The organism is uncultured Methanospirillum sp., from assembly GCF_963668415.2.
Classification (GTDB): domain Archaea; phylum Halobacteriota; class Methanomicrobia; order Methanomicrobiales; family Methanospirillaceae; genus Methanospirillum.
In genome coordinates this window covers 314,579-338,798 of sequence record NZ_CAXXDL010000001.1, presented here as the reverse complement: position 1 = coordinate 338,798, position 24,220 = coordinate 314,579, and the positions used below count along the sequence as shown (strand labels likewise).

Annotated in this window: 15 protein-coding genes; 5 read left to right on the top strand and 10 right to left on the bottom strand. The window is 48.2% G+C overall.

The genetic code is table 11. The annotated features are described in order from the left end of the window. The first annotated feature begins 6 nt into the window (after positions 1-6). Positions 7-4,317, top strand: a complete 4,311-nt coding sequence (locus ACHZA2_RS01685; RefSeq protein WP_319578255.1) for a PKD domain-containing protein — start codon at positions 7-9, stop codon at positions 4,315-4,317. 45 nt (positions 4,318-4,362) lie between these two features. On the opposite strand, the gene corA is transcribed toward ACHZA2_RS01685, so the two are convergent. From corA to ACHZA2_RS01670, 3 genes are all read right to left on the bottom strand, one after another. Beyond that, positions 4,363-5,415 carry a magnesium/cobalt transporter CorA gene (gene corA / locus ACHZA2_RS01680; RefSeq protein WP_319578254.1) on the bottom strand — a complete coding sequence of 351 codons (1,053 nt, stop codon included), beginning with the start codon at positions 5,413-5,415 and terminating at the stop codon, positions 4,363-4,365. 56 nt (positions 5,416-5,471) lie between these two features. Beyond that, complete coding sequence (locus ACHZA2_RS01675) at positions 5,472-7,046, bottom strand: amino acid permease (RefSeq protein ID WP_394698456.1); 1,575 nt, start codon at positions 7,044-7,046, stop codon at positions 5,472-5,474. Between the two features lie 310 nt (positions 7,047-7,356). After that, entirely contained in the window at positions 7,357-8,751 is a 1,395-nt protein-coding gene (locus tag ACHZA2_RS01670) for a DUF2079 domain-containing protein (RefSeq protein WP_319578252.1), read from the bottom strand. 119 nt (positions 8,752-8,870) lie between these two features. Between ACHZA2_RS01670 and ACHZA2_RS01665 the strand changes: the two genes are divergently transcribed. The 3 genes from ACHZA2_RS01665 to ACHZA2_RS01655 all read left to right on the top strand — a co-directional run bounded on the left by ACHZA2_RS01665 (position 8,871) and on the right by ACHZA2_RS01655 (position 11,608). Then, the gene (locus tag ACHZA2_RS01665) at positions 8,871-9,932 is read left to right on the top strand and encodes a hypothetical protein (protein WP_319578251.1); all 1,062 of its coding nucleotides are present in this window, start codon (positions 8,871-8,873) and stop codon (positions 9,930-9,932) included. Positions 9,933-10,001: 69 nt separating this feature from the next. Further along, positions 10,002-10,820 carry an ATP-binding cassette domain-containing protein gene (locus tag ACHZA2_RS01660; RefSeq protein ID WP_319578250.1) on the top strand — a complete coding sequence of 273 codons (819 nt, stop codon included), beginning with the start codon at positions 10,002-10,004 and terminating at the stop codon, positions 10,818-10,820. Then, a complete protein-coding gene (locus tag ACHZA2_RS01655; protein ID WP_319578249.1) occupies positions 10,817-11,608 on the top strand; it encodes an ABC transporter permease in 792 nt (263 codons plus the stop codon). Before ACHZA2_RS01660 ends, ACHZA2_RS01655 begins: the two co-directional genes overlap by 4 nt. Positions 11,609-11,628: 20 nt before the next feature. On the opposite strand, the gene ACHZA2_RS01650 is transcribed toward ACHZA2_RS01655, so the two are convergent. Together ACHZA2_RS01650 and ACHZA2_RS01645 are read right to left on the bottom strand one after the other, a co-directional pair. After that, positions 11,629-12,330 (bottom strand): hypothetical protein, encoded by a 702-nt coding sequence (locus tag ACHZA2_RS01650; RefSeq protein WP_319578248.1) that lies wholly within the window; start codon positions 12,328-12,330, stop codon positions 11,629-11,631. Between the two features lie 190 nt (positions 12,331-12,520). Then, positions 12,521-14,551, bottom strand: a complete 2,031-nt coding sequence (locus ACHZA2_RS01645; protein ID WP_319578247.1) for a M13 family metallopeptidase — start codon at positions 14,549-14,551, stop codon at positions 12,521-12,523. A gap of 160 nt (positions 14,552-14,711) precedes the next feature. Here ACHZA2_RS01645 and ACHZA2_RS01640 point away from each other — a divergent pair, with 160 nt between their 5' ends. Then, positions 14,712-15,167: a hypothetical protein gene (locus ACHZA2_RS01640; protein ID WP_319578246.1), complete on the top strand. Its 456-nt coding sequence runs from the start codon at positions 14,712-14,714 to the stop codon at positions 15,165-15,167. 228 nt (positions 15,168-15,395) lie between these two features. On the opposite strand, the gene ACHZA2_RS01635 is transcribed toward ACHZA2_RS01640, so the two are convergent. From ACHZA2_RS01635 to ppdK, 5 genes are all read right to left on the bottom strand, one after another. Further along, a complete protein-coding gene (locus ACHZA2_RS01635; RefSeq protein ID WP_319578245.1) occupies positions 15,396-17,318 on the bottom strand; it encodes a HAMP domain-containing sensor histidine kinase in 1,923 nt (640 codons plus the stop codon). Positions 17,319-17,836: 518 nt separating this feature from the next. Then, positions 17,837-18,625 carry a glycosyltransferase family 2 protein gene (locus tag ACHZA2_RS01630; protein WP_319578244.1) on the bottom strand — a complete coding sequence of 263 codons (789 nt, stop codon included), beginning with the start codon at positions 18,623-18,625 and terminating at the stop codon, positions 17,837-17,839. Between the two features lie 136 nt (positions 18,626-18,761). Beyond that, positions 18,762-20,363 (bottom strand): serine/threonine protein kinase, encoded by a 1,602-nt coding sequence (locus tag ACHZA2_RS01625; protein ID WP_394698455.1) that lies wholly within the window; start codon positions 20,361-20,363, stop codon positions 18,762-18,764. A gap of 105 nt (positions 20,364-20,468) precedes the next feature. Further along, complete coding sequence (locus tag ACHZA2_RS01620; protein ID WP_319578242.1) at positions 20,469-21,242, bottom strand: FHA domain-containing protein; 774 nt, start codon at positions 21,240-21,242, stop codon at positions 20,469-20,471. A gap of 122 nt (positions 21,243-21,364) precedes the next feature. Next, entirely contained in the window at positions 21,365-24,115 is a 2,751-nt protein-coding gene (gene ppdK / locus ACHZA2_RS01615) for a pyruvate, phosphate dikinase (RefSeq protein ID WP_319578241.1), read from the bottom strand. Positions 24,116-24,220: the final 105 nt, after the last annotated feature.

The following is a 24,220-nucleotide window of genomic DNA, read 5'->3' as shown; positions in this document are numbered from 1 at the left end:
ATGTACATGGGAGCATCAGTCAGGATCATTCTTCTGGTATGCATTATCGGAATAATCTCCGGAGTTTCTCTTGCAGAGACTCCTTCTATTGTCATAGAGAACGGACATCAGTCAGTGGTCGCTGATTTCAGGGCTGATCTCCAGTCAGGTGCTGTACCAGTTGCTGTACAGTTCACTGATACCAGTACCGGCTCACCTGGTGAATGGTACTGGGATTTTGGCGATGGAACACATGACACCGCAGAAAACCCCCTTCACATCTATACATCTTCTGGGATCTACTCAATCTCGCTGAGTGTCACAGGCCCTGCCGGCTCGGACATGAAGACAAGACTTGGATACATAAAGGTTTCAGAAGCATCAGTATCTACCCGTGCACAAGAGCCGGTACAGACGATTAGCCCCCAAATATTATCCCTCTCCTCTCCAACCCCTACCGATTATTCTACTCCGGTACCCGTAGAGTCCCCACTGCCCACCCCGACCTTTACTCCTACTCCGGATATTGGAAAGTCTGAAACCGATCTTCTGAACCTTTTGACACCTGCCATTCATGCTGACTTCATGCCTTCGGTAACTGGTGGCCTTGCTCCTCTGGCGGTCAGTTTCACCGACAACTCTTCAGGCAGCCCGACAGGCTGGTCTTGGGACTTCGGTGATGGGACATCATCCGACCTCCCCTCTCCTGAGCACGTATACACGACTCCTGGAAAGTACACAATCAGACTGACTGTTCAGGGGAGCCAGGGTTCAAACACCACGATGAGTACTGAGCCCATCGAGGTAGCTCTTCCACCTGAAGCATCAGTTCGGGCGCAGCCCCGGACAGGTTCGGCCCCGCTGATGGTTGCGTTTACCGATAATTCGACCGGAAGAGTAAACTCCTGGCTTTGGACTTTTGGTGATGGTACGAGTTCTGAAGAACAGAATCCAGTACACACATATAGCCGTGCAGGAGTGTATGACGTCTCACTCACCATTTCAGGTCCCGATGGTGGTGCAAATGCCGCTGTGCCTGCAATGGTAACAGTCACGGATCTCATTGAGCAGCCGGTAGCAATGATCTCTACAGATACAACAGCCGGTGATGCCCCTCTTGCCGTAACGTTTACTGATGTTTCAACCGGTGATGTGACTACGAGGACCTGGGACTTTGGTGACGGTGGCAGTGGGGCAGAGTCTGAAATACCCCATACATTCTCCAAGTCAGGCACGTACACCGCCCGGCTCACCATTAAGGGACCTGCCGGAGAGAGTCAGGCAGAAACAAATATTATCGTAAGTGATCCGGTTTCAACCCCGAAAGCAGGATTCTCTACTGATACTGTGTCAGGAGTTGCCCCTCTCGCTGTATCTTTCATGGATATGTCAACTGGCAGCATCTCATCCTGGAACTGGGAGTTTGGTGATGGTACCAGTTCCGCTGAAACCAACCCGATGCACACATATTCTTCAGCCGGCTCCTATCAGGCAGGTTTGACCGTGAGCGGCCCTGGTGGTTCGAGTCATTCAGAGAAGGGTATCATCGTAAGTGAACCAACAACCCTGCCCACTCCCGAAATAACTCCTGCTCCGGTAGTCACCAGTACTCCTACTGTGGCTTCTGAACCCCAGGAACTTGTGACGACCCCGGTTCCGACGCCTGATATTACCCCGGTTATTGTAGTCACCAGTACTCCTACTGTGGTTTCCGAACCCATAAAACCCGTGACGACCCTGGTTCCGACCCCTGAAATTACTCCGGTCATTGTAGTCACCAGTATTCCATCTGTGGTTTCCGAACCCATGGAACTTGTGACGACCCCGGTTCCAACCCCTGAAATTACTCCGGTCATTGTAGTCACCAGTATTCCATCTGTGGTTTCTGAATCCCAGGAACCAGTGGCTACCCTGGTTCCTGCTAAAAAGAAAGCGATGGTTGCAAAGTTCACCACGTTCAACAATGAAGGCTCTGCCCCTCTGGCAGTTCGTTTCAAAGATGCCTCTACCGGGGAGATTACCTCGTGGGCCTGGGACTTTGGCGATGGTAGCAGTTCCTCTGATCAGAACCCTTCACACACCTACACCAAGGCGGGCAATTATGCAGTCTCCTTAACCGTTACCGGTCCGGAAGGTTCACAGAATTCAGATCTTTCGATGATTCTGGTTACTTCATCGGTTTCAATGCCCAAAGCAGTCATCACTGCTGATCAAAAGAACGGAACCGCACCACTCACCGTGACATTCACAGATGTTTCTATCGGAAGCGTCACCACAAGGAACTGGAATTTCGGTGATGAAACAACCTCCTCTGATCCAAATCCGGTCCACACCTATAGCGAGCCAGGTGTTTATACTGCCTCATTGATCGTGACAGGGCCTGCCGGAGAGAGCAGGACTGATGAGCAGATTGTGGTCAGAGGTTTTGAAGATAGCCCATTATTGGAATCTGCCGAATCACCGGAGCCAGTTGTTCCCATCCTTCACAGTGAAGATGTAACATCTGAAATACAGCCGGTCCAGTTGGCAACCGTCGCTCCTCAAAACGCAGAAGGACCTGTCATTCCTCAGAGCACACGGACTGAAACCCCGAAAAGTTCTCAAGCAGTTTCAGAATTACCCGGTATTCTCGTAACTACAGACAGAACCACCGGTCCTGCTCCCCTGACTGTTTCGTTTTCAAGCAATTCAGCATTGAAAGTGGATCGGTACGAGTGGCTCTTTGGTGATGGGTCCAGTTCAGGAGAAGAACGCCCGGTTCATACCTATGATAAACCCGGCTCCTATGATCTCACGCTCCTCCTCTATGGTCCTGATGGCCAGGGAAGGAAAGTGATCCCTGCATACATCACGGTATCAGAGCCGAAGATACTCACCTCAGAAAATAAAACCGAATCAGTACCCCTTTCTGAACCGACGGTGCAGCAGAATCACACAGGCCCTACGGCGAGTATCGCTGCAGACATAGTCAATGGAACAGCCCCACTTAAGGTCTCATTCGAGGCTGAGCCTGAAGGAAATATCGACGGGTATGCCTGGGACTTCGGTGACGGGGGAAGTTCGTATGAACAGAACCCGACCCATAGCTATGCAACAGAAGGGAATTATTATGTAAAACTGGTTATTGCCGGAGAGGGCGGTTCTGATGAGATACGACTCAACAGTACTATCACGATCCTTGAAGGTCTGAAGACTCCTGTTAGTGGCTTCACCGCTTCGCCGATCTCCGGGTATGCACCGCTGAATGTCTCTTTCACAGATACGTCATCGGGATCCATCAGCCAATACGAGTGGAGCATGGGTGATGGAAGCAGTTCATATGAGAAGAACCCTATTCACCAGTACACAGTGCCTGGGGTTTACACAGTAGGATTGAAGGTATCAGGTAAGGCAGGAAATTCAGCCGAGATAAAGAAGGATCTGATCACGGTTGAGAATCTCCCGGCAGCTCCTGTCGCCAGGTTCAAAGCAGATAAGCGGAGCGGAACTGCCCCGCTTGAGATTCACTTCCAGGATCTCTCATCCGGGGTTGTTACCTCCTGGAACTGGGATCTCGGTGATGGTACCATCATTGATGAGAAAGATCCGGTCATAACATATACCAAGGCAGGAGTTTATGCGGTAACACAAACCGTTACCGGGCCGGGAGGAAAGGATGTGGCAATAAGGAGAGGGTATATCACAGTATCCGAACCAGAGATCCCGCCCACTGCAGTCATCTATGCAGAACCAGTGGAAGGTCCCGCACCCATGACCGTAAAGTTCCTTGATATGTCCACAGGTCTGGTGACCGGTTGGACCTGGGATCTCGGCGATGGATCAGTCTCCACAAACAAGAATCCTACTCATATCTACCAGTCAGAGGGTACTTACTCGGTGAATCTTCATGTCTCCGGACCAGATGGAGAGAACAGCACCACGACTCTGATTCGGGTATCTCCACATGAAAAGAGCGCTGAAAAAACTGAACGTCAGAGTCCTGTTTCAGATTCAGAGCCGATTGAGCCTGTCGCTTCAGGTATGATTACGAATGAATCAGGTCTCCAGAATTCGAGTATAGGCGAACTGGGAACTCAGGCTCCTGAGAATGAAAAGCCTGTAGCCGCGTTCTCCCTGTCAGGGCGAAGCGGAAAAAGTCCTCTCACCATAACCTTCCATGATCGTTCAACCGGGCAAATCACCAACTGGCAATGGGTCTTCGGAGATGGAGAGACCTCTGATCTCAGGGATCCAACCCACACCTATCAACAGCCTGGCATCTACACTGTCGCCCTTGCAGTGACAGGTCCTGACGGGACTTCACAGAAACGGATTCGCGAGGCTGTTCAGGTTTTCTGAACTGCTGAAAAAGAGTAGGTATCTATACAGCCTTAAGGATTGCAACTAAATCCATCCTTTCCTTCTGAAATAAACAAGCATGGTGGCACTGACCGTGGCCATAACGAGAAGAATGGCCGGGTACCCGTACGGACTTGAGAGTTCTGGCATGTACTCAAAGTTCATACCGTATATACCGGCAATGAATGTGAGCGGGATGAAGATGTTGGCGATAATGGTGAGAACTTTCATGATCTCGTTCGTGTTGTTTGAGATCTTTGAGAGGTAGATCTCCATCAGCCCTTCTGCCATCTCCCGGTACACATCTACATCTTCTGCAATCTTGATGGTATGATCATAGACATCGCGAAGATAGAGATGAGTGGTATTCCTGATCAGGAGCGAGTCAGTCCGTTCAAGTCTTGTTATCAGTTCCCGTAGCGACCATATCTTTCTCCTGAACCAGATCAGATCACGTCTGAACTCCTGAACATGACTGATGGTCTCCTTGCCCGGTGAATTCACAACCTCATCTTCAAGGTCCTCCACCCGCTCTTCCAGTTTCTCAAGGACAAAAAAGTACCCGTCGACGATGGTATCAATAATCGTATACGCCAGGTAATCTATCCCGTTCAACCTGAAGCGGCCGGTTGATCGCTTTATCCTGTTCTCGATGTGGCCGAACAATCCCTTTGAGTTGCTGCAGGTGATCAGGATATTATTGGTCAGAATCAGACTGACCTGCTCCTCGTGAACCCCTTCTTCTGTCTGATGAAAATGTGTCATCACTATGAAGAGATACTGATCAAACTCCTCAATCTTTGACCGTGTCCTGGTATTGAGAATATCTTCTGTTACCAGCGGATGTACGGAGAAGGAACTTAACACCTGTTCTATCAGGGTCGCATCACGAAGTCCGGTGATAGAGATCCAGGCATTACTGCCTTCAGGAATCCGTGCAGGTAGATCTTGGGGTGGTACCTGTTCAAATCCTGAAGCCTCTTGTTCGGAATATACGAGCAGGTGAATTGTTGTCTCTACCGGGGTATCATCGCCGATATAGATCGGTGTCCCGGGTGGAAGACCAGTTTTACGGGAGATGTTCTGCTCAAACTGCATAATTTCAGGAATCCCTGCGGGAGGTTGTTTTCCTGACTAAAAAAGGGTTGTTATTCTTACTGACTGTTTCGCTTGTCAGGGAAGAGTTCATCAAAGGAAAGTTCATCGGGCTCGACAACCTTGATGCCCTTGAACTTTCCTATTTTCATCCCGATATAGTAGACGATCATCGGGAGGAGCACAGCTGGTATTGAGAGATACAGGGAACCCCTGAGATCTTCGTTAAAGACCAGGATCACCAGGGCAAACACCTCAAGGATGATCCCGATGAAGAGAGGCAACCATGGTGAGAGGGGTGCAGGACTTTCGATATCTGCCTTGGTGTACCCACGTTGATATACCCTCCTTCTGAAGGATATCTGTGCCCAGCAGATCGATATCCAGCATATTGCCCCGGTGAATGCAGAGACCGAGAGGAGCCAGACATAGAGTTCGCTCTCCCCGTTTGAGAACCACCATAGTCCGAGCACTGCCCAGCAGATGAGCAGGGTGAAGAGTGTGGCATACATCGGGGTGCACTGCCTGTTGAGTTTTGAGAACGTCTTGGGTGCCATGCCTTCGAGTGAGAGGCCGTAGAGTGCACGAACAGCCCCGTAAAATCCTGAATTCGCACAGGAGAAGGCAGCGGTGAGTACGATGAACGAGAGGATTCCGGCAACTTCTGTGAACCCATACTTGGCAAGAGCCATTGAGAATACACTGTCCTGAAGGTTTGCTTCAGAGTATGGGAGGATCATGACCAGCAGCAGAATCGGGATGATGTCAACACGCAGGATCCGGTATACCACATTCCTGCATGCACGGGGAACAACAGTCTTCGGATTCTGAGTCTCCGCTGCAGCAAGTCCTACGATCTCTGATCCCTGGAAGTTAACAAAAATGAGGGCCATGTTTGCAAGAAGGATCACAAACCCTACCGGGAATATAGCATCAGTCCAGGTAAAACCGGGAGGGAAGAGGACACTTAGCCCAATAGCCGGGCCTGTACCGGCAAGTCCGATCACAATGAGGGCTGCTACAATACAGAATGCCACATTGTGGATGATCTTAATAAGTGCCAGGGTACTCTCGACAAATCCGAACCCGCCAACATGAATGATGTTCAGGATTGTGATCAAAATCAGGAATATGACAGCCCATATTACAACCGGGACATTGTCGAAGAATACATGCATAATAATCCCACCGGCTACTGCCTCTGACGGGATGTATGCACACCAGTTGAACCAATAACTCCAGCCGGTTCCTACAGCCCAGGTTGGCGAGATGAATTCAGCTGAGTAACTGATGAAGTTCCCATGGCGGGGAATGTTGACCAGCAGTTCGGCAAATGACTGCATGACGGTGTAGATGACCAGGCCACCGATGAAGTAGAGAAAAATGACACTCGGTCCCATCTGGCTGATGAGATACCCTGATCCCAGGTAGTAACAAGAGCCGATGATTCCTCCGATGGCGATGAGACTCGCCATCCATGGTCTTATTCCGCGGTTCAGTCCGACTCTCCGGCCTGCCGGAGGTATCGGGTTTTCAATGGTAGTATGTGCACAGTCACATGGACCTTCACATGAACATGTTTTTTCTTCACTACGCGAAGGCACTACCATCTCTCCATTGATATTTTCCCGCATTTTGCCGGAGATTTGTCCAAATTCCTACCATAATCATCCTCGTATCGTATCTTTGAGTATTATTACGCCCCAAAATGTCAATCTCCTAATAAAAAACAGTTTCTATCGAAATACGATGGGATATTCCTTTTAAATCGAACAACTGCGGATTAATTTCGCCCAAAAATTATTTTTGGGCGATCTTGAAAATTATTTCCTTATGATTATAATGCAATTTGCAGATACCTGAAGACGAGTTTTTCCTGATCATCTTCTCCGCGCAATCAGGTTAGTATTGATGAAGTTCATTGAAGAATATAAAAATGAGTTGTCAGGGGTGCAGGGCAGGATTTTTAAATACGGTGATCCCTGATTTTGAATAGATCATGTTCCATGATGCAAGGGAATTAGCCGAGTTATGGAAGATATCTATGAATTTTGTCTGATTATCTGCGATGATGTAATCGGCTTTTTCATTAAAACCCTGGTACAGGTTTGTTCTTCTGGAAATATGGGGGAGGATATCTTCCTGTGATCCAATTGCAGCATCTTGAGGGATTGATGCGAGAATCTCATCCATTGCGAGATTATGTTCTGTAATCGTGGGATCGTATGACTTTGAGAAAGATCCTGATCGCAGTGGACTCGGAGAGAAGAGGAACATGCAGATAAACCCGGATATTAAAAGGCAACAGAGTATTGGTTTATAGAGACATGAGATCTGATGCCGATCAAAATTTTTTATTGTTGAGAGAGTTTTTACTGTTGCAATAAAAAGGCAGGGAATGATGAGCGCCGAGTACTGGTATTCTATGCTGTAATAGTATGGACTTGGTGAGAGAAATATCTCCAAAAATCCGGGAAGCCCGATAAAGAGGATGTCAGGAGAGAAGAGGGGTAGTATGAGGATGGGTGCGAGTAGAAGGGCTGCATGAGTCAACCGGTTTATCTGGTAATGACCAAAGCCTTCCATCATCTTTTGGTACTGAAAGATATGTCCACCAGCGGAAGATCCGTCTGGTATTAATGCCGGCATTATGGCTCCAATTACAATCAAGAACCAGGCTGCCAGAATTCCTGCGATGATCAGAAATGACTTATAATCTTTGCTGCTTCGTTTTACCTGCCATGCACCATAGATACAGATCATTACGCTTATTGGTATGAGATCTTCACGAGTACAGGCCAGCAGAAGAACAAAGAGAAAAAACAATCTGAAGTTCTCTGTTTTTAAAAAATAAAACGCTGAAAAAAAGAAGAGTGAAGCGAAGCATACCACATGAAAGTCTGTCAGGTTCACCCCGTGCAAAGCAGGGTACATCAGGTATGCACTTGCGACTATGATGCCTGCTTTATCATCGATACAATGGCGTGCGATGGAAAAAAGTGGCAAGGCTGCTCCTCCAAGAAGCAGTGTCTGAAGCACCAGCAGTGTTTCAGTGGCAGGGTGCAGGATATACACTGGAATGAGGGCGAACAGAATTGGAGAAAAATGGACTCCAAATGTATTTACTCCCTCCAGGGTGCTGGTGAAAAATGATCCCTGGTTTATTGTACTCCAGAATAAATGCTCATATACTGCCAGATCGATCCCGCTATGGTATGCCTGGTGTTTCTCTATTGCAAAAATGGAGAAGATGATCGTATAAATTGCTATAAAAAATAAACAAATCCAGAGATATGTATCAGATAATATTTTTTTTACATGACCTTGGTAATGATTCAAAGTTCTCCTCCCTTTGTTGATGAGCAGATGATCGATGTGAGTATCTTCTTTGACGACATACTCATATATACGATAGAGTCCTGTTTTTCATAGGAATATCGGAAGGAGAGTTGTGAAGAGTGATTTCACTCCGTTTTTACCGCATATACGATATTGGAAGAGAGATTAATCTCGATCAACTCGAACGTGAACTTGCACGGAGCTATTTTACTGCCAGGGCAAGTTTTCTTCGGGTTAACCCGAAGTCTATCATGATGGAGGATCCGCCACTCATGCTCAAGATGCATGAGGTGAGCGTTGAGCGCCAGGGAATTTCTTACAATATGAGCGTCATCGCCCGTCTGTATGATATCGGAGCGATCAGTCTCTGTTTTCTATACGAGGATCATGAGGCGCCTTCATCAGTTCTCGAAGATACGGTACTGCTCTTTTCAGGGCATGAAGGATTATCAGAACTCTTTGGAATTTACCTGAAGAACCTGGGTGAGATCCTCGGCCCTCATATCCAGAATCTCTCAATCGAACCTGATTTTTTTGAAGATTACTCTATTTACGTCACCGATAGGATCGATCAGAGCATTGACCCTGCTGTACTGCTAAGTGGTGAAAGAACACAGTTTTCATCCCAAATGCGGGAAGAGATCGTCAGGAACACACTCAGTTATACAACTGAAGATATTGCGATCCTCTCGTATGATTCAGCCCTGCTATGCAACCCTGAGAACCCCACCGATCTTATTGATCTGATCGAGTTTGCCAGTGTCCAGGTTCTTGAACTCAGGTATTATGACCGGATGCTCAACCGTCAGATGGAGAAGATGTACGATGACATCGAGCAGGCGGACCGTATGTGGCGTATTCGCAGGATGCGCCAATATCATGTGATCATGGCCCAGTTGATGGAGACCTATGCCGAGATATCGGAGATCACTGAAAAGGTCAACAACCTGATCAAAGTCACCGAGGATGTGTATTACGCCAGGGTGTACGCGACAGCCCTGAAGGTGATGCGGAGCAGTCAATGGAGTGGGAGTGTGGACAGGAAGATTGAGGTGATTCATGAGAACTACTCTATGCTTTCGGAAGAAGTCAGGATACAACACTCAAATTTTCTAGAATGGGTTGTGATCATCCTTATCGCAATTGAGTGTATCCTCGGTCTATTGAGGGCTGGTCATTAAAATCTGAAGCAGAAAAACCAATTTCATAGCAACCTGATAACCAGTATACTGGTAGTATGCAGGAAAAAAATGTCCGGAATAATTGAAGCAGTAGATCTTAAGAAGGAGTATGGCTCCCTGACTGCAGTTGACGGAATTAGTTTTTCAGTAAAAAAAGGGGAGCTTTTTGGGTTTCTTGGCCCAAACGGGGCAGGAAGGGAGATTCGCGGCAGGCTCGGTGTGGTTCCCCAGGAGACCAACCTTGACAGCGAACTGACCGTTGCAGAAAACCTGTTAATCTACGCAACATTTTTTGACATTGCACCTGATGATGCCCGCACCAGGACTGAAGAACTACTGGACTTCTTTGAACTGACTGCTAAACGTGATACTCTTATCGAGCAGTTATCCGGTGGAATGAAGAGGAGACTGCTCCTGGCACGGGCGATGATCAACCATCCCGAGATCCTGATCCTTGATGAACCAACGATCGGGCTGGATCCCCAGGCACGTCATCACATCTGGGAACGGCTTCAGCATATCCGTGCCCAGGGGAACACCATCGTCCTGACCACCCATTATCTTGACGAGGCTGCACGGCTCTGTGACCGGCTGGTTATCATGGATCAGGGGAAGATCCTGGTGGAAGGATCTCCAAGGCAACTGATCGAGACCCATATCGGCATGGACATCGTGGAGGTTGATCATATACCTGAAGTTGTTGACTGCCTTACATCTCTAGGGATTTCATTTGAGTCGGTCAGTGAAACGATTCAGATCAAGACCAGAACACCACGTCAGATTGCAGATCAGATCCTCTCAGTTTGTCCGGGTATCCGGGTCGTGACCAGGCCAGCGAGTCTTGAAGATGTGTTTCTGATGCTTACAGGCAGGAGGCTTCGGGAATGAGTGCTTCATACTGGGATACCACAAGACAATTGCTTCGCAGTTCATACCATGTGTGGTACCGGAACCTGCTGGTCTTTCGCAAAAATATCAAAGTAAACTCCCTTCCTCCCTTTGTCGAGCCTCTGCTCTACCTTGGAGCTATTGGGTTTGGCATCGGGACATATGTCGGAGAAGTGGATGGTATTTCGTTTGTCCGTTTCATAGCCCCTGCAATTCTGGCTGCCTCGGTTATGAACGCCTCATTTTTCGAGTGTGCGTATGGCACATATGTCAGAATGTACTACGGGAAGTCGTTCGAGGCAATGATGGCCACCCCGATAAGTCTGCGGGAGATCATACTTGGTGAGATCCTCTGGGGAGCAACCCGTGGGCTGATCTCTGCCGGGGCAATCCTGTTGGTTCTCTCCCTGCTAGGACTTGCAGATCTACCCCAGAGTCTGATCATTCTGCCTCTCGCATTCCTTGCAGGGTTCCTCTTCTCTGCGATTGCGGCATGTTTTTCAGCGGTCACACCATCCATTGATGCCTTAAGTTACCCCTCGCTCCTCTATATCGCCCCGATGTTTCTCTTTAGTGGAACCTTCTTCCCGCTCAGCCTGCTTCCCGAATCTCTGCAGATCTTTGCACTCGTAGCCCTTCCACTCACCCACGTGGTTGCCCTGACCAGGGGGATCATGGTTGGCGGGGCCATGCCATTGTGGCCGTTAAATCTGGCCTGGATTATCATTGGTATGATCGTTGCTGCCTATATTGCGATTAGGCTCTTTGAACGCAGGCTGATCGTATAAAATGGAATTAATTGTCAGCGTCAGATCTTAAGTCCTGACTGGTACGAGAATGCCTTCTGGAAGTTCTTAATGTCTCCTGCCACACCAGTCAGATCTTTCCACTGGTTTGTGGCAGAAACATTGGTCTGATTGTCCCTGGCTTCCATGATAGATCCCCTGAATGTAGTTCTGACAATTCCATCGGCTACCGATACGCCTGAACTCGAATCCGGGGTGATTGCAACCTGGTAGTTGAGCCCGGCAGGAATCAGATCTTCGCCAACCATCCTGATACTGCCTGTCTCTGATATCTGTGCATGGTTGATATTCATGAGTGAGACTTTTGCCTGGACCGTGTTGCAGAATGCAGGCAGCCAGGTGAGATCGCTTGCAGCATACACACAGCGGAGATGTTCGTCATCCGCGGGTTTGTATGATCCTGCAATGTTCAGGAGATAACTCTCCTCGCCGAGCAGGTGCGATCCGTTGGTGGTGTCATATGTGAGTATCTTCTGGGCCTGGATATTGTATGTGTTCACGGCTTGGTTCTGTGAATCAAAATCAAAATTCTTGTTTACAGCCAGCTTCCCGCCATTGGTCATGAGATTGTCTGACCATGCGGTCTCACCGATGACATCGCCGGGGTTTACGATGTGTTTTGTGATCGAGTACCCCTGGTTCTCAGCAGATACTGTTGTGATAGTGATCAGAGTAAGAAGAAGGAAGAAGGTTACTGTTTTCATTGATAATCTCAGGTTGATTCCGTATTTCATGTGGCTATTACGATACCTAACTGTCATTCTGAAGGCGATATCATCTACATGTCGGGCCTGCACATAGAAGGCTTTTCTCTACAACGTATCAAAAAAAGGATTGAAATTATTTCCCTACTTCACATGGAAAGCAGGCTTCTTCACTGCTGATTCTTTCCGGTTACCATATAACCGGACGCTGCTCAAGAGTCCGGTAGAGAGCATTGTCTGGTCCGACCGACGGGAATGCCTGATAAAACTCAGGGATATTGAACGGTGGACCGTTAGACCTGAATTTTACCCATGGATGCGGATCGGTATACGAATCACTTCTGAGAAACTCATCCCTTGCTACTCCACTCCAGATTCGTACAAAGGATAAGAATACTTTTTGAGCCGGAGTGATATTATCTGAGCCAGCCATTTCACCTGCATCCTTTCCGTTCTCTTCCCAGGCATGGTATGCCAGGGTCAGACCTCCAAAATCAGCAATATTTTCACCAAGAGTAAGATTGCCGTTCACAAAAACACCTGGAATAATCTCAAAATGATTATACTGATCAACGATACGATCAGCCTGCTCCTTGAATCTGGCTGAATCATTTGCATTCCACCAGTCACGAATGTTGCCGTCTTTATCGAACTGCCGCCCCTGATCGTCAAAGCCATGGGTCATCTCGTGACCAATTACTGTGCCTATTCCTCCGTAATTGGCAGAATCACTGGCGTTTGGATCAAAAAATGGTGGCTGTAATATGGCTGCTGGAAATACGATCTCGTTGAGGGTTGGGTTATAATATGCATTCACGGTCTGCGGAGACATGAGCCATGTTGTCCGATCAACCGGTTTTCCGATCTTTTCAAGGCCGTTAGGACCGTAAATCATAGAAAATCGTCCTGCTTCAAGGACATTGCTGGTATAACTGTTTGTGAGATTTAACCCTGAATAATCAATCCAGACGTCGGGATACCCGATCTTCTCCACTATCGCATCCATTTTCTCTATTGCAGCCTGCTTTGTCGTGTCACTCATCCAGGTCAGGTTTGCAATTCTCTCCCTCAGTGTTGCTCTGATGGCATGGGAGATCGATCTGGCCTTTTCACGTTCATCTGCGTTGAAATATGCCTGTACATATTTTTTTCCGACTTCATCGGGTATTGCAAAGTTCACAACGGTAAGAACACGTTTCCACCGTGGTTCTGGTGATTCAACCCCGTTGAGAATGTGCTTGTAAAAGTCAAAATTTTCCGATTCGAATGGATCTGAGAGGCAGGGGGAGAGTGAATCCACGAGTTTGTAGATTAAAAATACCTTCCAATCATCGAGTGGAACCGACCCGAACATCTGATCCAGTTTTTGTATTGCGGTCAGATGATGCAGGTTTATCCTGTCAGCATGGCCTGAACCGTTGATGGCAATAAGTGTCTCCCATTCAATATTCGGGTACTGCGATGAAAGGTCAGACCATTGAGTAATATGGGTGGTATTGACAGGGTCACGGTTCTCAACAGTTGTGTATTGTGATGATGCCATCTCTTTTTCAAGATTGTATACTATTCCGGCATACTCATCAGCGTCCGCTTCTGTATAATTGAGGAGTGTAAAGACATTCTTTATGTGCTGTCTGTATGCTTTCTGGATATCAGTCGTCTCAGTATCGTTTCTGAAGTAGTAATCCCGTTCTGGAAGCCCTAATCCGCCTTGTTCCACCTGTGGAATTACCCATGTCGAGTTGGTGGGATCCTGGTCAGCATAATACAAAAAGAACGGTGCGACACCATTCTCGATCAGATGTGACGAGACATTGAACAGGTCCTGTCGTGTGGAGATGGAATTAATTCTGGCTATTTCGTCAGACAGAGGAGAGACTGAGAGGTTGTCAATAGTTTCATTGTCCATCCCGCTTGCATAGAATTTACCGATGAGGCTCTCTTTTCCAGAAGCATAATCTGCTGCTTCCTTATCAAAGAGAGTGTGGAGTTGATCTTCTGTCTTTTCATTAATTGTGGTAAATGTAGTGTACGAACTTTTGTTTGCCGGGAGTGGATGTTCGGCAACCCATCCATCATTCACATAACTGAAGAGATCATCACCAGGATCTATACTTGTATTAAACGTGAATTTGCCTGATGATGATATCGGATTCGCACTTCCTGTCTGGAATAAACATAATAACAGAATAATAACCTGAAGCACCCGGATTTTTCTCATAACAACCTTCCATAATCTAATACTCTGATGATACAGATACAATGATTGTTTTATCGCTTTCAATGAAAGATTATGAAATAGATATAATACTGCTAATTGAGAACTAGGACAAATGTGCTACATAGGATTTTATAAAAACAAAATATGCGGATCAGAGATTATGACTACACAATCAATCTATAGGTACCTTATTCCTGGATCTGCCGTCGTCGCGGTGCTTCTCATTCTTGCAAACCAGCCGGTATCAGCCTCGGTGTTTCTCACAAACGGTACCGATGTTCCACAGGATCTGATCCCGGGCATTATCAACACAACCGTTGCGGGGTTGATTAAGAATCCTGTTCCGCTGGTCTTTTTCTATGATCGTGAGTGCCAGTCCTGTGAGCAGGCTCTGAATTCTGTCAGGTTCTTTGAGAAACGTAACCCCAATGTCAAAATCACATACTACAATCTTGGAGATTCACAAGAGAACCGCAGTCTGTTCACCGAATATAAAGGCCGTTTCAACACGACAAAGATCAGATATCCTGCAATATTTGCTGATGATCTTGCGATATCAGGAAGCAGTGACATCATTCATAATATCGAGTCATTTGCCAGAGGGTACGTGAAGTAGTGTAAATTTTTTTTATCATTCGTGAAGATTGTTCAGAACAGAACCTTGTTCAGCCCTGTTATATGGGTGTGGATGGCTAGTACTGTTGCAGATTCCGGGATGAATGGCGGGACTGGTTTAAAAAATACCCAACCTGATCGAGATAGTATAATCTGATACTACCTATTCATATCCTCTGACTGGTATCAATACAATATAAGATTTACATGTGCCTGATCCTGGGATCATTCAGGTCTCTATGATCCGGTAATGGTCGGGAGGCACCATGATCTCAAATCTCGCACCCTTACCTTCAACTCCGTTCTCGCGAATTGCTATATCATCTGATTCAAGGACCTCTCTGATGAAAGCCATACCGATACCAGTTCCTCTCCCATACCCCCTGGAGAATATCCGCTCCTTATCAGAATCGACAATTCCGTATCCGTCATCCTGATAGATCAGGTATCCGGAATCTCTCTCTTCAAATGATACCGTGATGGTTGATGCTGCACCATGCCTGATGGTATTGTCAATGAGGTTATAGAATACTTTTTTTATCAGCCGGTCTGCCAGGATCTCTACGGTACTACACGAATGTTTGATCTGAATCTGATCTGATAACTCATCCTGAAGATCATCGAGAATGTTGCCGATGTTCTGCCAGGCTGGTCCGTCCTGCCCGATCTGTTCATAGTCGTACGTGAAAGAGAGGAGCGTGGTAATGCTGGACAACACCTTTTGTGCTTTTCCTGTATACTCGTCAGCGCTCTGTTTATCGGTGGTTCCGGGAATTATCTCCAGAAATATCTGAAGGGCAGTAATCTGGTTCAGGATATCGTGCCTGGTGATCTGTGATAGCTGCGTCAGTCGTTTGTTTGCCTTTTCAAGAGCGTTCTCAACCTTAACCCTGAGTAGCAGTTCAGTTCTGAGTTCCTGTTGCTGGTTCTCTATCTCTGCGATGTAATCCTTTATACTCGCTACAAGCGAGTTAATGCTTCTTCTCAGTTTTTCAGTCTCATGAACACCGGTCTCGCGAACCTGGTGGGAGAGCGATGAAGAAGCAATAATTCCCACATCTTCAGTCATCATCTCGATCGGCCGGGAGATATAGACAGATAAATGCCTGGCAGCTATAAGAGCCAGCAATAGAGCAATAATTGTAATGAGTATGAATCGGGCTCTGTATAACAGGACTAATTGTTCAATTGGATCTGTAGAGAAGACCAGAACTCCGACATAACTCCGTTCTGCTCCAGATGTGGATCTGGTTGTTGAGAGATTGATATACTGCACCGAGATGATCTGCTTCTGGTCTGATCTGTCGATAACAGATGACTTTTTAGACTCCAGTGTCCTGTTCAGTACCTCTTCCAGTTCGGCTCCGTTCAGCGAACCAGAACTCATTGACCGGTTCTTCTGCCCGTCATCAGACCAGATGCTGCTTTTTCGATGAGCCTTGTCATACACATCTGCATGAATGAGCCCGGGAATATCCAGGGCATCGGTTGCAACTCTTCGGAGCTGGGTGATCATCTCGGTGTGCAACCGCGAGTAGTTCTCATTTCTCAGCCCAATCTCAAGGATGTACTCGTGATCATCTGTCGGAAGATATCCATACTTCCAGTAAACCTGTGAATCATCAAAATCTCTGATCCAGGGATCTGATCTGAACTCGTCTCCGAGTCTTATGCTGGTGAGTGATGAAAAAAAGTCCGGATATTTACTGAAGTCTACATTCTTGTCCTTTTCATAGGTCGTATACTCCACAACCCCGTTCTTGTTGATCAGATAGAGTTCCAGATCACCTGGTGCATCGAGCAAGAACTTCTTCCTTAATGCCTCCAAATCGACGGCTGCAGGATCTGTTCTCTTCTCCTGGTAGGCATGGAAAAACTGGAGTATTCTGTCTTGAAGAAGAAAGTCGTACTGGGAGTCAAACGATTCAACCCCATACTCTGTCAAAAGTGCGGATGAGATAAAGGTCTTTTCTGCCTGCAGCCGTGTGCTGTTAAAATCGTTCATCACCTGGGAGACAGCGGACAGGTAGATGATGCCGGCCATGAGCACGATGAAGAAGAAGAAGATCGAGGTGATGACAATCAGAAGTCTTCTTCTGAACGATGGTATAACTCTGTTATCATGCTGCCTTGCCGGCATTTTTATTCCCATCGGTATACGAGATCCTATAATACCTGATGACCTGCTGCTTTAAATTTCTCACTGACTGATTTGAGAGAAAAGCCGTGTGCTCTGCACACCTGAGGGTATGAGAACAAGTACTGACAGAATACGTTCAAAAGTCTGGCAGAATTAATTGAGGGAAAGGGGAGGACCTTTCCCCCATTCGGATCTGCAGTTCTCTTAGGAGGTGGGTATACAGGATCATGGTACCCCCGTCGCCAGCTTTATGACAAGCTTGGTTTTCGGTGTCTCCTGTGGTAGGGTTGTGATACCATTCATACTGAATTCAGGGTATGTTTGCCGGAATGCAGGGCTAACATCTTTGTGCTGGTAAAGATGCTAACCTAATACACGAAAGGTGGCGAAGCATACCAGGATCCTGTATTTCAACTCAATCATGGGTATTCCCATTGAAAGAGCAATCTCTATTTGATCTCAAGGTATATAAAATGGAAAACTTTAGCTGGTTGATAAAGACAACACCTCGGTTGGGTATTATCCTCTTGTCATTCCCGCTGAAAACTCCGGGGCTGAAATTTTTGGTAACGATGAACATCTGGTGATGATTTTACCTGCCGGACAAGGCCTGTCAGGTGTAGACGAAACCAGAGATTCATAATTCCCTTGCTCATGGAGAAAATGTCTGATGTCCTGACCGTTGTCCCCTGGCCCTGTGTCCACCTGACAGGTAGTTCTGCCAGAGCATACCCACTCTTCTGGCAGAGAACCAGGAGTTCAGTATCCCAGAACCAATGTGTGTCATGGACAAAAGGAAGAAGTGATGCCATGATTTCCCTGCGGAATACTTTGAATCCGCACTGATGATCATGGATTGTACTTCCGAGGATCATTCGTACAAGGTTGTTATACGCCCGGCTCTTCATCTCCCGATTCTGGTCACGCACCACGTGGCTTTCAGCCAGCAGACGCGAGCCGGTGGCGCCGTCATACCCATCCTCGATTGCCTGGAGCAGCTTTGGAAGTTCTTGGATGTCAGTTGCCAGGTCTACATCAAAGTAGCAGAATATATCTCCCGCTGACTCTCTCCAGGCCCTGGTCAGGGCCGAACCCCTTCCAGATCTCTTATCCCGGTGGATAATCTTAACTCTACTGTCATGGACCGCCCATCTTCTGGCAAGTTCATATGATCCGTCCGTGCTCGCATCTTCGGCAATAATAAGTTCAAACCACTGGGTGTTCTTCTCAAGGATATCTATTGTTGCGGGAATTGCTATACTCAACGCAGCCTGATCATTGGAAACCGGTATTACTGCTGATACTGATGAGGTTATCATATCACTCGCATCATTTTACTCGCAGCAGAGCATTCTGGAGAGATATGGATTAAAAAACCAGATCTCAGCAGTTGAGTGATTCAACCTGGAGGTTGGATATTGAGGAGAGGAACCCGGAGAGCCAACAGAGTTGTTGTTATCTTCTTGTTATCTTTGTCTTCTCAAGGCAGGCGATAAACTCCTCAACAGAAGTAAACCGCTCTGCCGGATCGGCCTTGAGAGCCTTTTTTATCAAAGAATTAAAACGGGTTAACAACTCGTTGCACTCAGAGGGGAGTCGGTACTGGTTCTTCTGGATTGCCATAAAGATCTCACCGATACCAGGTTTTACATAGGGAGGTTCTCCGCAGAGCAGTTCATAGAGGAGAACCCCGAGCTGATAGATATCGGTTCGCTGGTCACCACTTCCATACATATCTGGGGCAAGCTGCTCGGGAGTTGCATAAAAGAGTGAGAAACTTGTGTTTTTTGTATCCTCTGCACGGTGGAGCGATCGTGAAAGCCCCCAGTCTGCAAGTTTAGCCCTGCCGTCACTGGTAAGCAGCACGTTGCCCGGTTTAATATCCCGGTGAATTACCCCTTTCCCATGAGCGTACAAGAGAGCAGAGGCGATATCCCCGATGATTGAGACCGCCCGCTCTGGTGCTACCGGGTACGTGACATCCCGGAGTGATCTACTCATGTATTCCATCTCTACATATGGTATTGGGAAGATGTTCTGGTCGTAGATGGCCACGATGCAGGGATGATGCAGTTCACGCCAGACTGCCATCTCGTTCAGGAACGTCTTCCCGCTGGTCTCATCAGGAGAGAATGGTATCTTCAGTGCCACTTGCTTTGCGTCCCTCACCCGAACTGCCCGGTATACAACAGCAACCCCGCCGCTACCGATGATGCTAACGTCCTCATACCTCATCCGCAGTGCTTCAGGAAAAGACGATGTAATCTCGGTATGAATGACCGACTGATTTCTCGTCAGGGTCAGGCTTGGATCAAAAACACCGATATCGGAATTTCTCCTGATAATCTGGCTTGTCATGAGGGAGAGGACAGCACCAGGGAGGAAGAAGATCGAGATGGCAAGAATGGTTGTTGGAAGGGGAGGGAAGAATGGAACCCTTGACATCAGGACGAGACTGATCGCGATGAAGACGAAGAGGATGTGGATATGGTAAACCGGGGGAACAGGCCGGTTCTTAAATATTGATATTGCCTGGATCAGAGAAGAGATTGCCAGATATACCTGGACTCCCAGAAATGCGTACAGGGTAGAGAGAAAGTATGGATCAGCCCTGGAACTGTATTGCGCCGTGAAGATCATCAAGACTGCCGTTGCGATGAGAAGGGAACAGAGTATCTGACCTACTCCGATCCACTTCCGTGTCTTTATACAGGATTCATACTGGTAAGAGGCACCGATCCGAAGACCTGCAGCGGTCACAAGTACCAGTATCACCAGTGAGATCCCCACAGAAAGGAGCATCTGCATCAGCGGTGAGATCATGATGAATGCCTGATGTGATGAGATATCAGGGTTTTTTTCGTCGTCCCAGGAAGTGATGAAGAACCTTGGGCCTTCAGATCCGTTTTTGTTAGGAGGAGCAATAATAATCTCTGCAGGTATGCCCTCACTCTGGTTTGACCCGGACGGGTCAGATGGCCGGAGGATAACAAGTGGCGGGATCTTATCTCCATGTATTCCTGCCTGATAATCCAGTATCGGCTGCGAGTTACCCATATCTCCCGCAGGATATTCGGATGCTAGTGTAACCCCGGCAAAAAGGAGAAGCAGGAACAGATACAGTATTATTTTTCTTATCATGCAGGTCGAAATATCGTGGATCTACTGTGTTGTATCGTTTAGGAAGAGAAACCGTGCCGAAAAGTTTCCGGTTCCAAGAATAATGATATCCCCATCACGGATCTCATGCCGTGTCCTTGGGGCGATAGGTTCAGTGTTCACAAATGTCCCTGAAGTACTGCCATAATCTTCGATCTCCCATTTGTCTGTATGCCAGATGATACAGTGCGGTCTGCTCACCCGTGAAACCGAGCGGTATTCTGCTGAAAGGACGATGCGGGAAGAACTCTGCTGTGACGAAGCCGGATCAACCGGATCTATCCTGCCGATTGCAGTCTTTTCTCCTTCAAGCGGATAGATATTCTTCTCTTCAGGGCCGGTGGTGAGGTAGAGGCCTGGTGACTTCTGTCCGAACTGGCCGGCAAGTTCACTCCTGACTGTCTTGAGTTGATCGGCAAGTTCGGTATGAGTGATCGTGAGCGGAACCTTTGAGAACATGGAGAGGTTGGTGATGATCGCTTCCATACCTCCCGGTGCAAGGGAGTATTTCCATACCGGATGGACACCGGTCATCGTTTCAGAGCTCATTCCTGCATCTTTTCTGACAAGCCCTGCCAGTACCAGTTTATCCAGATGTTTTCTGATATTCTCATAACTGGTCTTGGTGATGGTGGTGATCTCCTTGAGTTCAAGAGGCTTTACCTCAAGTGCAGCAAGGATCTGGAGGCGGGTAGGGTTGGCAAGCGCATTGAGGTACTCAGACATCTCGATTAAATACTCGGGATCCCGTTTTGCCTGAATAGTATTGTTAGTCATCACCAGGTCTGCTACTCAGTATGCCTCGTATAGATATGGCTTTTCTCTTTCTGTATGCCTGACTGAACGATACAGGGGATATGGAAAAAAGGATAGGACCTCTGGATCTGTCTGCCCGTGTTTCAGGCCTTATCCAGCAGTGCTGCATGAGCCGCTGCCAGCCTGGCAATCGGGACCCTGGGTCCTGAACAGGATACGTACGAGAGCCCTATTTTGTGGCAGAAGATGATCGATGCGGGGTGGCCTCCGTGCTCACCACAGATACCGACTTTCATGTCTGTCCTGACCTGGCGTCCCCACTTTACTGCCTGTTCCATCAGTCTGCCGACACCCTTGACGTCAAGGACCTCGAACGGGTTATCCTGGAGGATGTTGCTCATGTTGTACATCGGCAGAAACTTGTTCTCGGCATCTTCGCGTGAGAATGAGAAGGTTGCCTGGGTGAGATCGTTGGTTCCGAACGAGAAGAATTCTGCCTCTTCTGCAAGGTTGTCAGCCCGCATGCATGCCCGTACCACCTCGAGCATCGAACCGAATTTGAACTTCAGGGTAAGGCCGTATGCCTCTTCAACGCTCTTCTGGATAGTGACCACCCACTCTTTGACCCGCTTGAGTTCCTGAGCAGTGCAGACCTGGGGCACCATGATCTCGGGGTGAACCTCGATACCAGCCTTCTGGCACTCGGCTGCAGCCTCAAGCACAGCTCGTATCTGCATCTCGTATATCTCAGGGAAGGTAAGACCGAGCCGGACTCCCCGGTGTCCGAGCATGGGGTTCACCTCATGCAGGGCCCTGACCTTCTTCAGCATCGTCTCTTTCTTGGCGACAACCGCATCGACAAGTTCCGGGTCGACAAAGCCCTGAACCTTTGACTTTAATTCTGGGAAGTTCATGAACCTGGCAGCATCTGAAAGGACCTGCATGCCCTTGATGGTCTCGCGAAGGTTACGGAGCTCCTTTATTTCATCGACGAGTTGCCGTTCGGTTGGCAGGAATTCATGGATCGGCGGATCGAGCAGTCTGATGGTGACGGGCCTGGGTGCCATCACCTCGAAGATCTGTCTGAAATCCTCCCGTTGGATTGGGAGAAGTTTTCCAAGTGCAGCAGTGCGGTCTTCCTTGGTCTCTGCAATGATCATCTCTACCATGATCGGAAGCCGCTCAACACCATTGAACATCCGCTCTGTCCTGCAAAGCCCGATACCCATTGCCCCATATTTCAGGGCACGCTGGGAATCCTCAGGGGTGTCAGCGTTGGCCATGACCTGAAGCCGTGCAGCCTCGTCTGCCCATGAGAGTACGGTCTCAAGTTCGGGCGAGAACTCAGCCTCTATCATCGGGACTTCACCAAGGTACACAAGACCGGTGGTCCCGTCGATGGTGATGAGGTCACCTTCGCAGAACTCGGTATCCCCGACCCGTGCAACCTTCAGGTGGATATCAACGGTGATTCCTTCAGCACCCGACACACAGGGTTTTCCCATACCCCGGGCTACCACTGCAGCATGTGATGTCTTTCCTCCTCTGCTGGTCAGGATGCCCTGGGATGCAAAGAAACCATGGATGTCTTCAGGCTTGGTCTCTTCCCTGACAAGGATGATTCGCTCCCCGGTTCTGCCAAGTTTTTCTGCCCGGTCTGCATCAAAGACGGCGATACCGATTGCAGCACCGGGTGATGCAGGCAGGCCTTTTGCCACCGGTTTGCTCGTGTTCTTCGGATCCAGGCGGGGGAAGAGGAGCTGGTTCAGCATCTCGGGGTTGATCCTGAGCAGAGCCTGGCGCTTGTCGATAAGACCTGCCTTCTCCATCTCAACAGACGTGCGGACGAGTGCGGTTGCATTCATCTTTCCGTTTCTGGTCTGCAGACAATAGAGGGTACCTTTCTCGATGGTGTACTCAAAGTCCTGCACTTCCTTATAGTGGGCCTCGAGTTTACGGCGGAGTTCCATCAACTCATTAAAGAGTTTTGGCAGTTCTTCTGCCATGGCTGCAACAGGCTTTGGCGTTCTGATACCTGCGACCACATCCTCTCCCTGGGCATTTACCAGGTACTCGCCGAACATCACGTTCTCGCCGGTCCCTGGATCACGGGTAAACCCGACACCTGTTGCCGAGTCATTGCCCATGTTTCCGAAGACCATCGCGACCACGTTCACGGCGGTCCCGTTTGCCTGCTCGGGTGTGATCCTGAACTCCCGCCGGTAGTCTACCGCACGCTTTCCCATCCAGGAGTTGAAGACCGCCTTGATGGCGATTTCCAACTGTTCATAGGGGTCTGTCGGGAAAGGTTTGTGGGTGCAGAGCTGGACAACCTTAAGAAAGCGTTCACAGATCTCGCTTAAATCGCTCGCAGCGAGATCCACGTCATGCCTGACACCCGCCTTCTGCTTGACAGCCTCGAACTCGGCATCAAACTTCTCTTCAGGAACATTGAGTGCAACCTTACCAAAGAGCTGAATAAATCTGCGGTATGCATCATACCCGAACCGATCATTGCCGGTCCCGTTGATCAACCCGAGCAGGGTCTGGTTGTTGAGACCAAGGTTGAGGATCGTGTCCATCATACCAGGCATGGAGATCGCAGAACCTGACCTAACCGAGACCAGAAGAGGTTTTTCTCTCCCGCCAAATGTTCGCCCGGTCTTCTTCTCAACTGCTGCCAGGTTTGCATGCACCTGATCCATAACACCCTCTGGCAACTTGCGTTCCGGGTCAGCGAGAAAGGCCAGGCACGCCTCGGTTGTGATAACAAAACCCGGAGGTACATTCAGGTCTATCTGCGTCATCTCACAGAGGTTGGCACCTTTGCCTCCGAGGAGTTTCTTGTTCTTACCATCGCCTTCGGTAAAGTCGTACACCCATTTCCTGCTCATATTACTCCCTTGTCATCTGTAAGATCGTGTAATTATATCGGTACGGAAAACCTGTCACTGGCAAGAAGGAAGGCAGAAGATAACGATCTCCAGCCGGAGAGATCT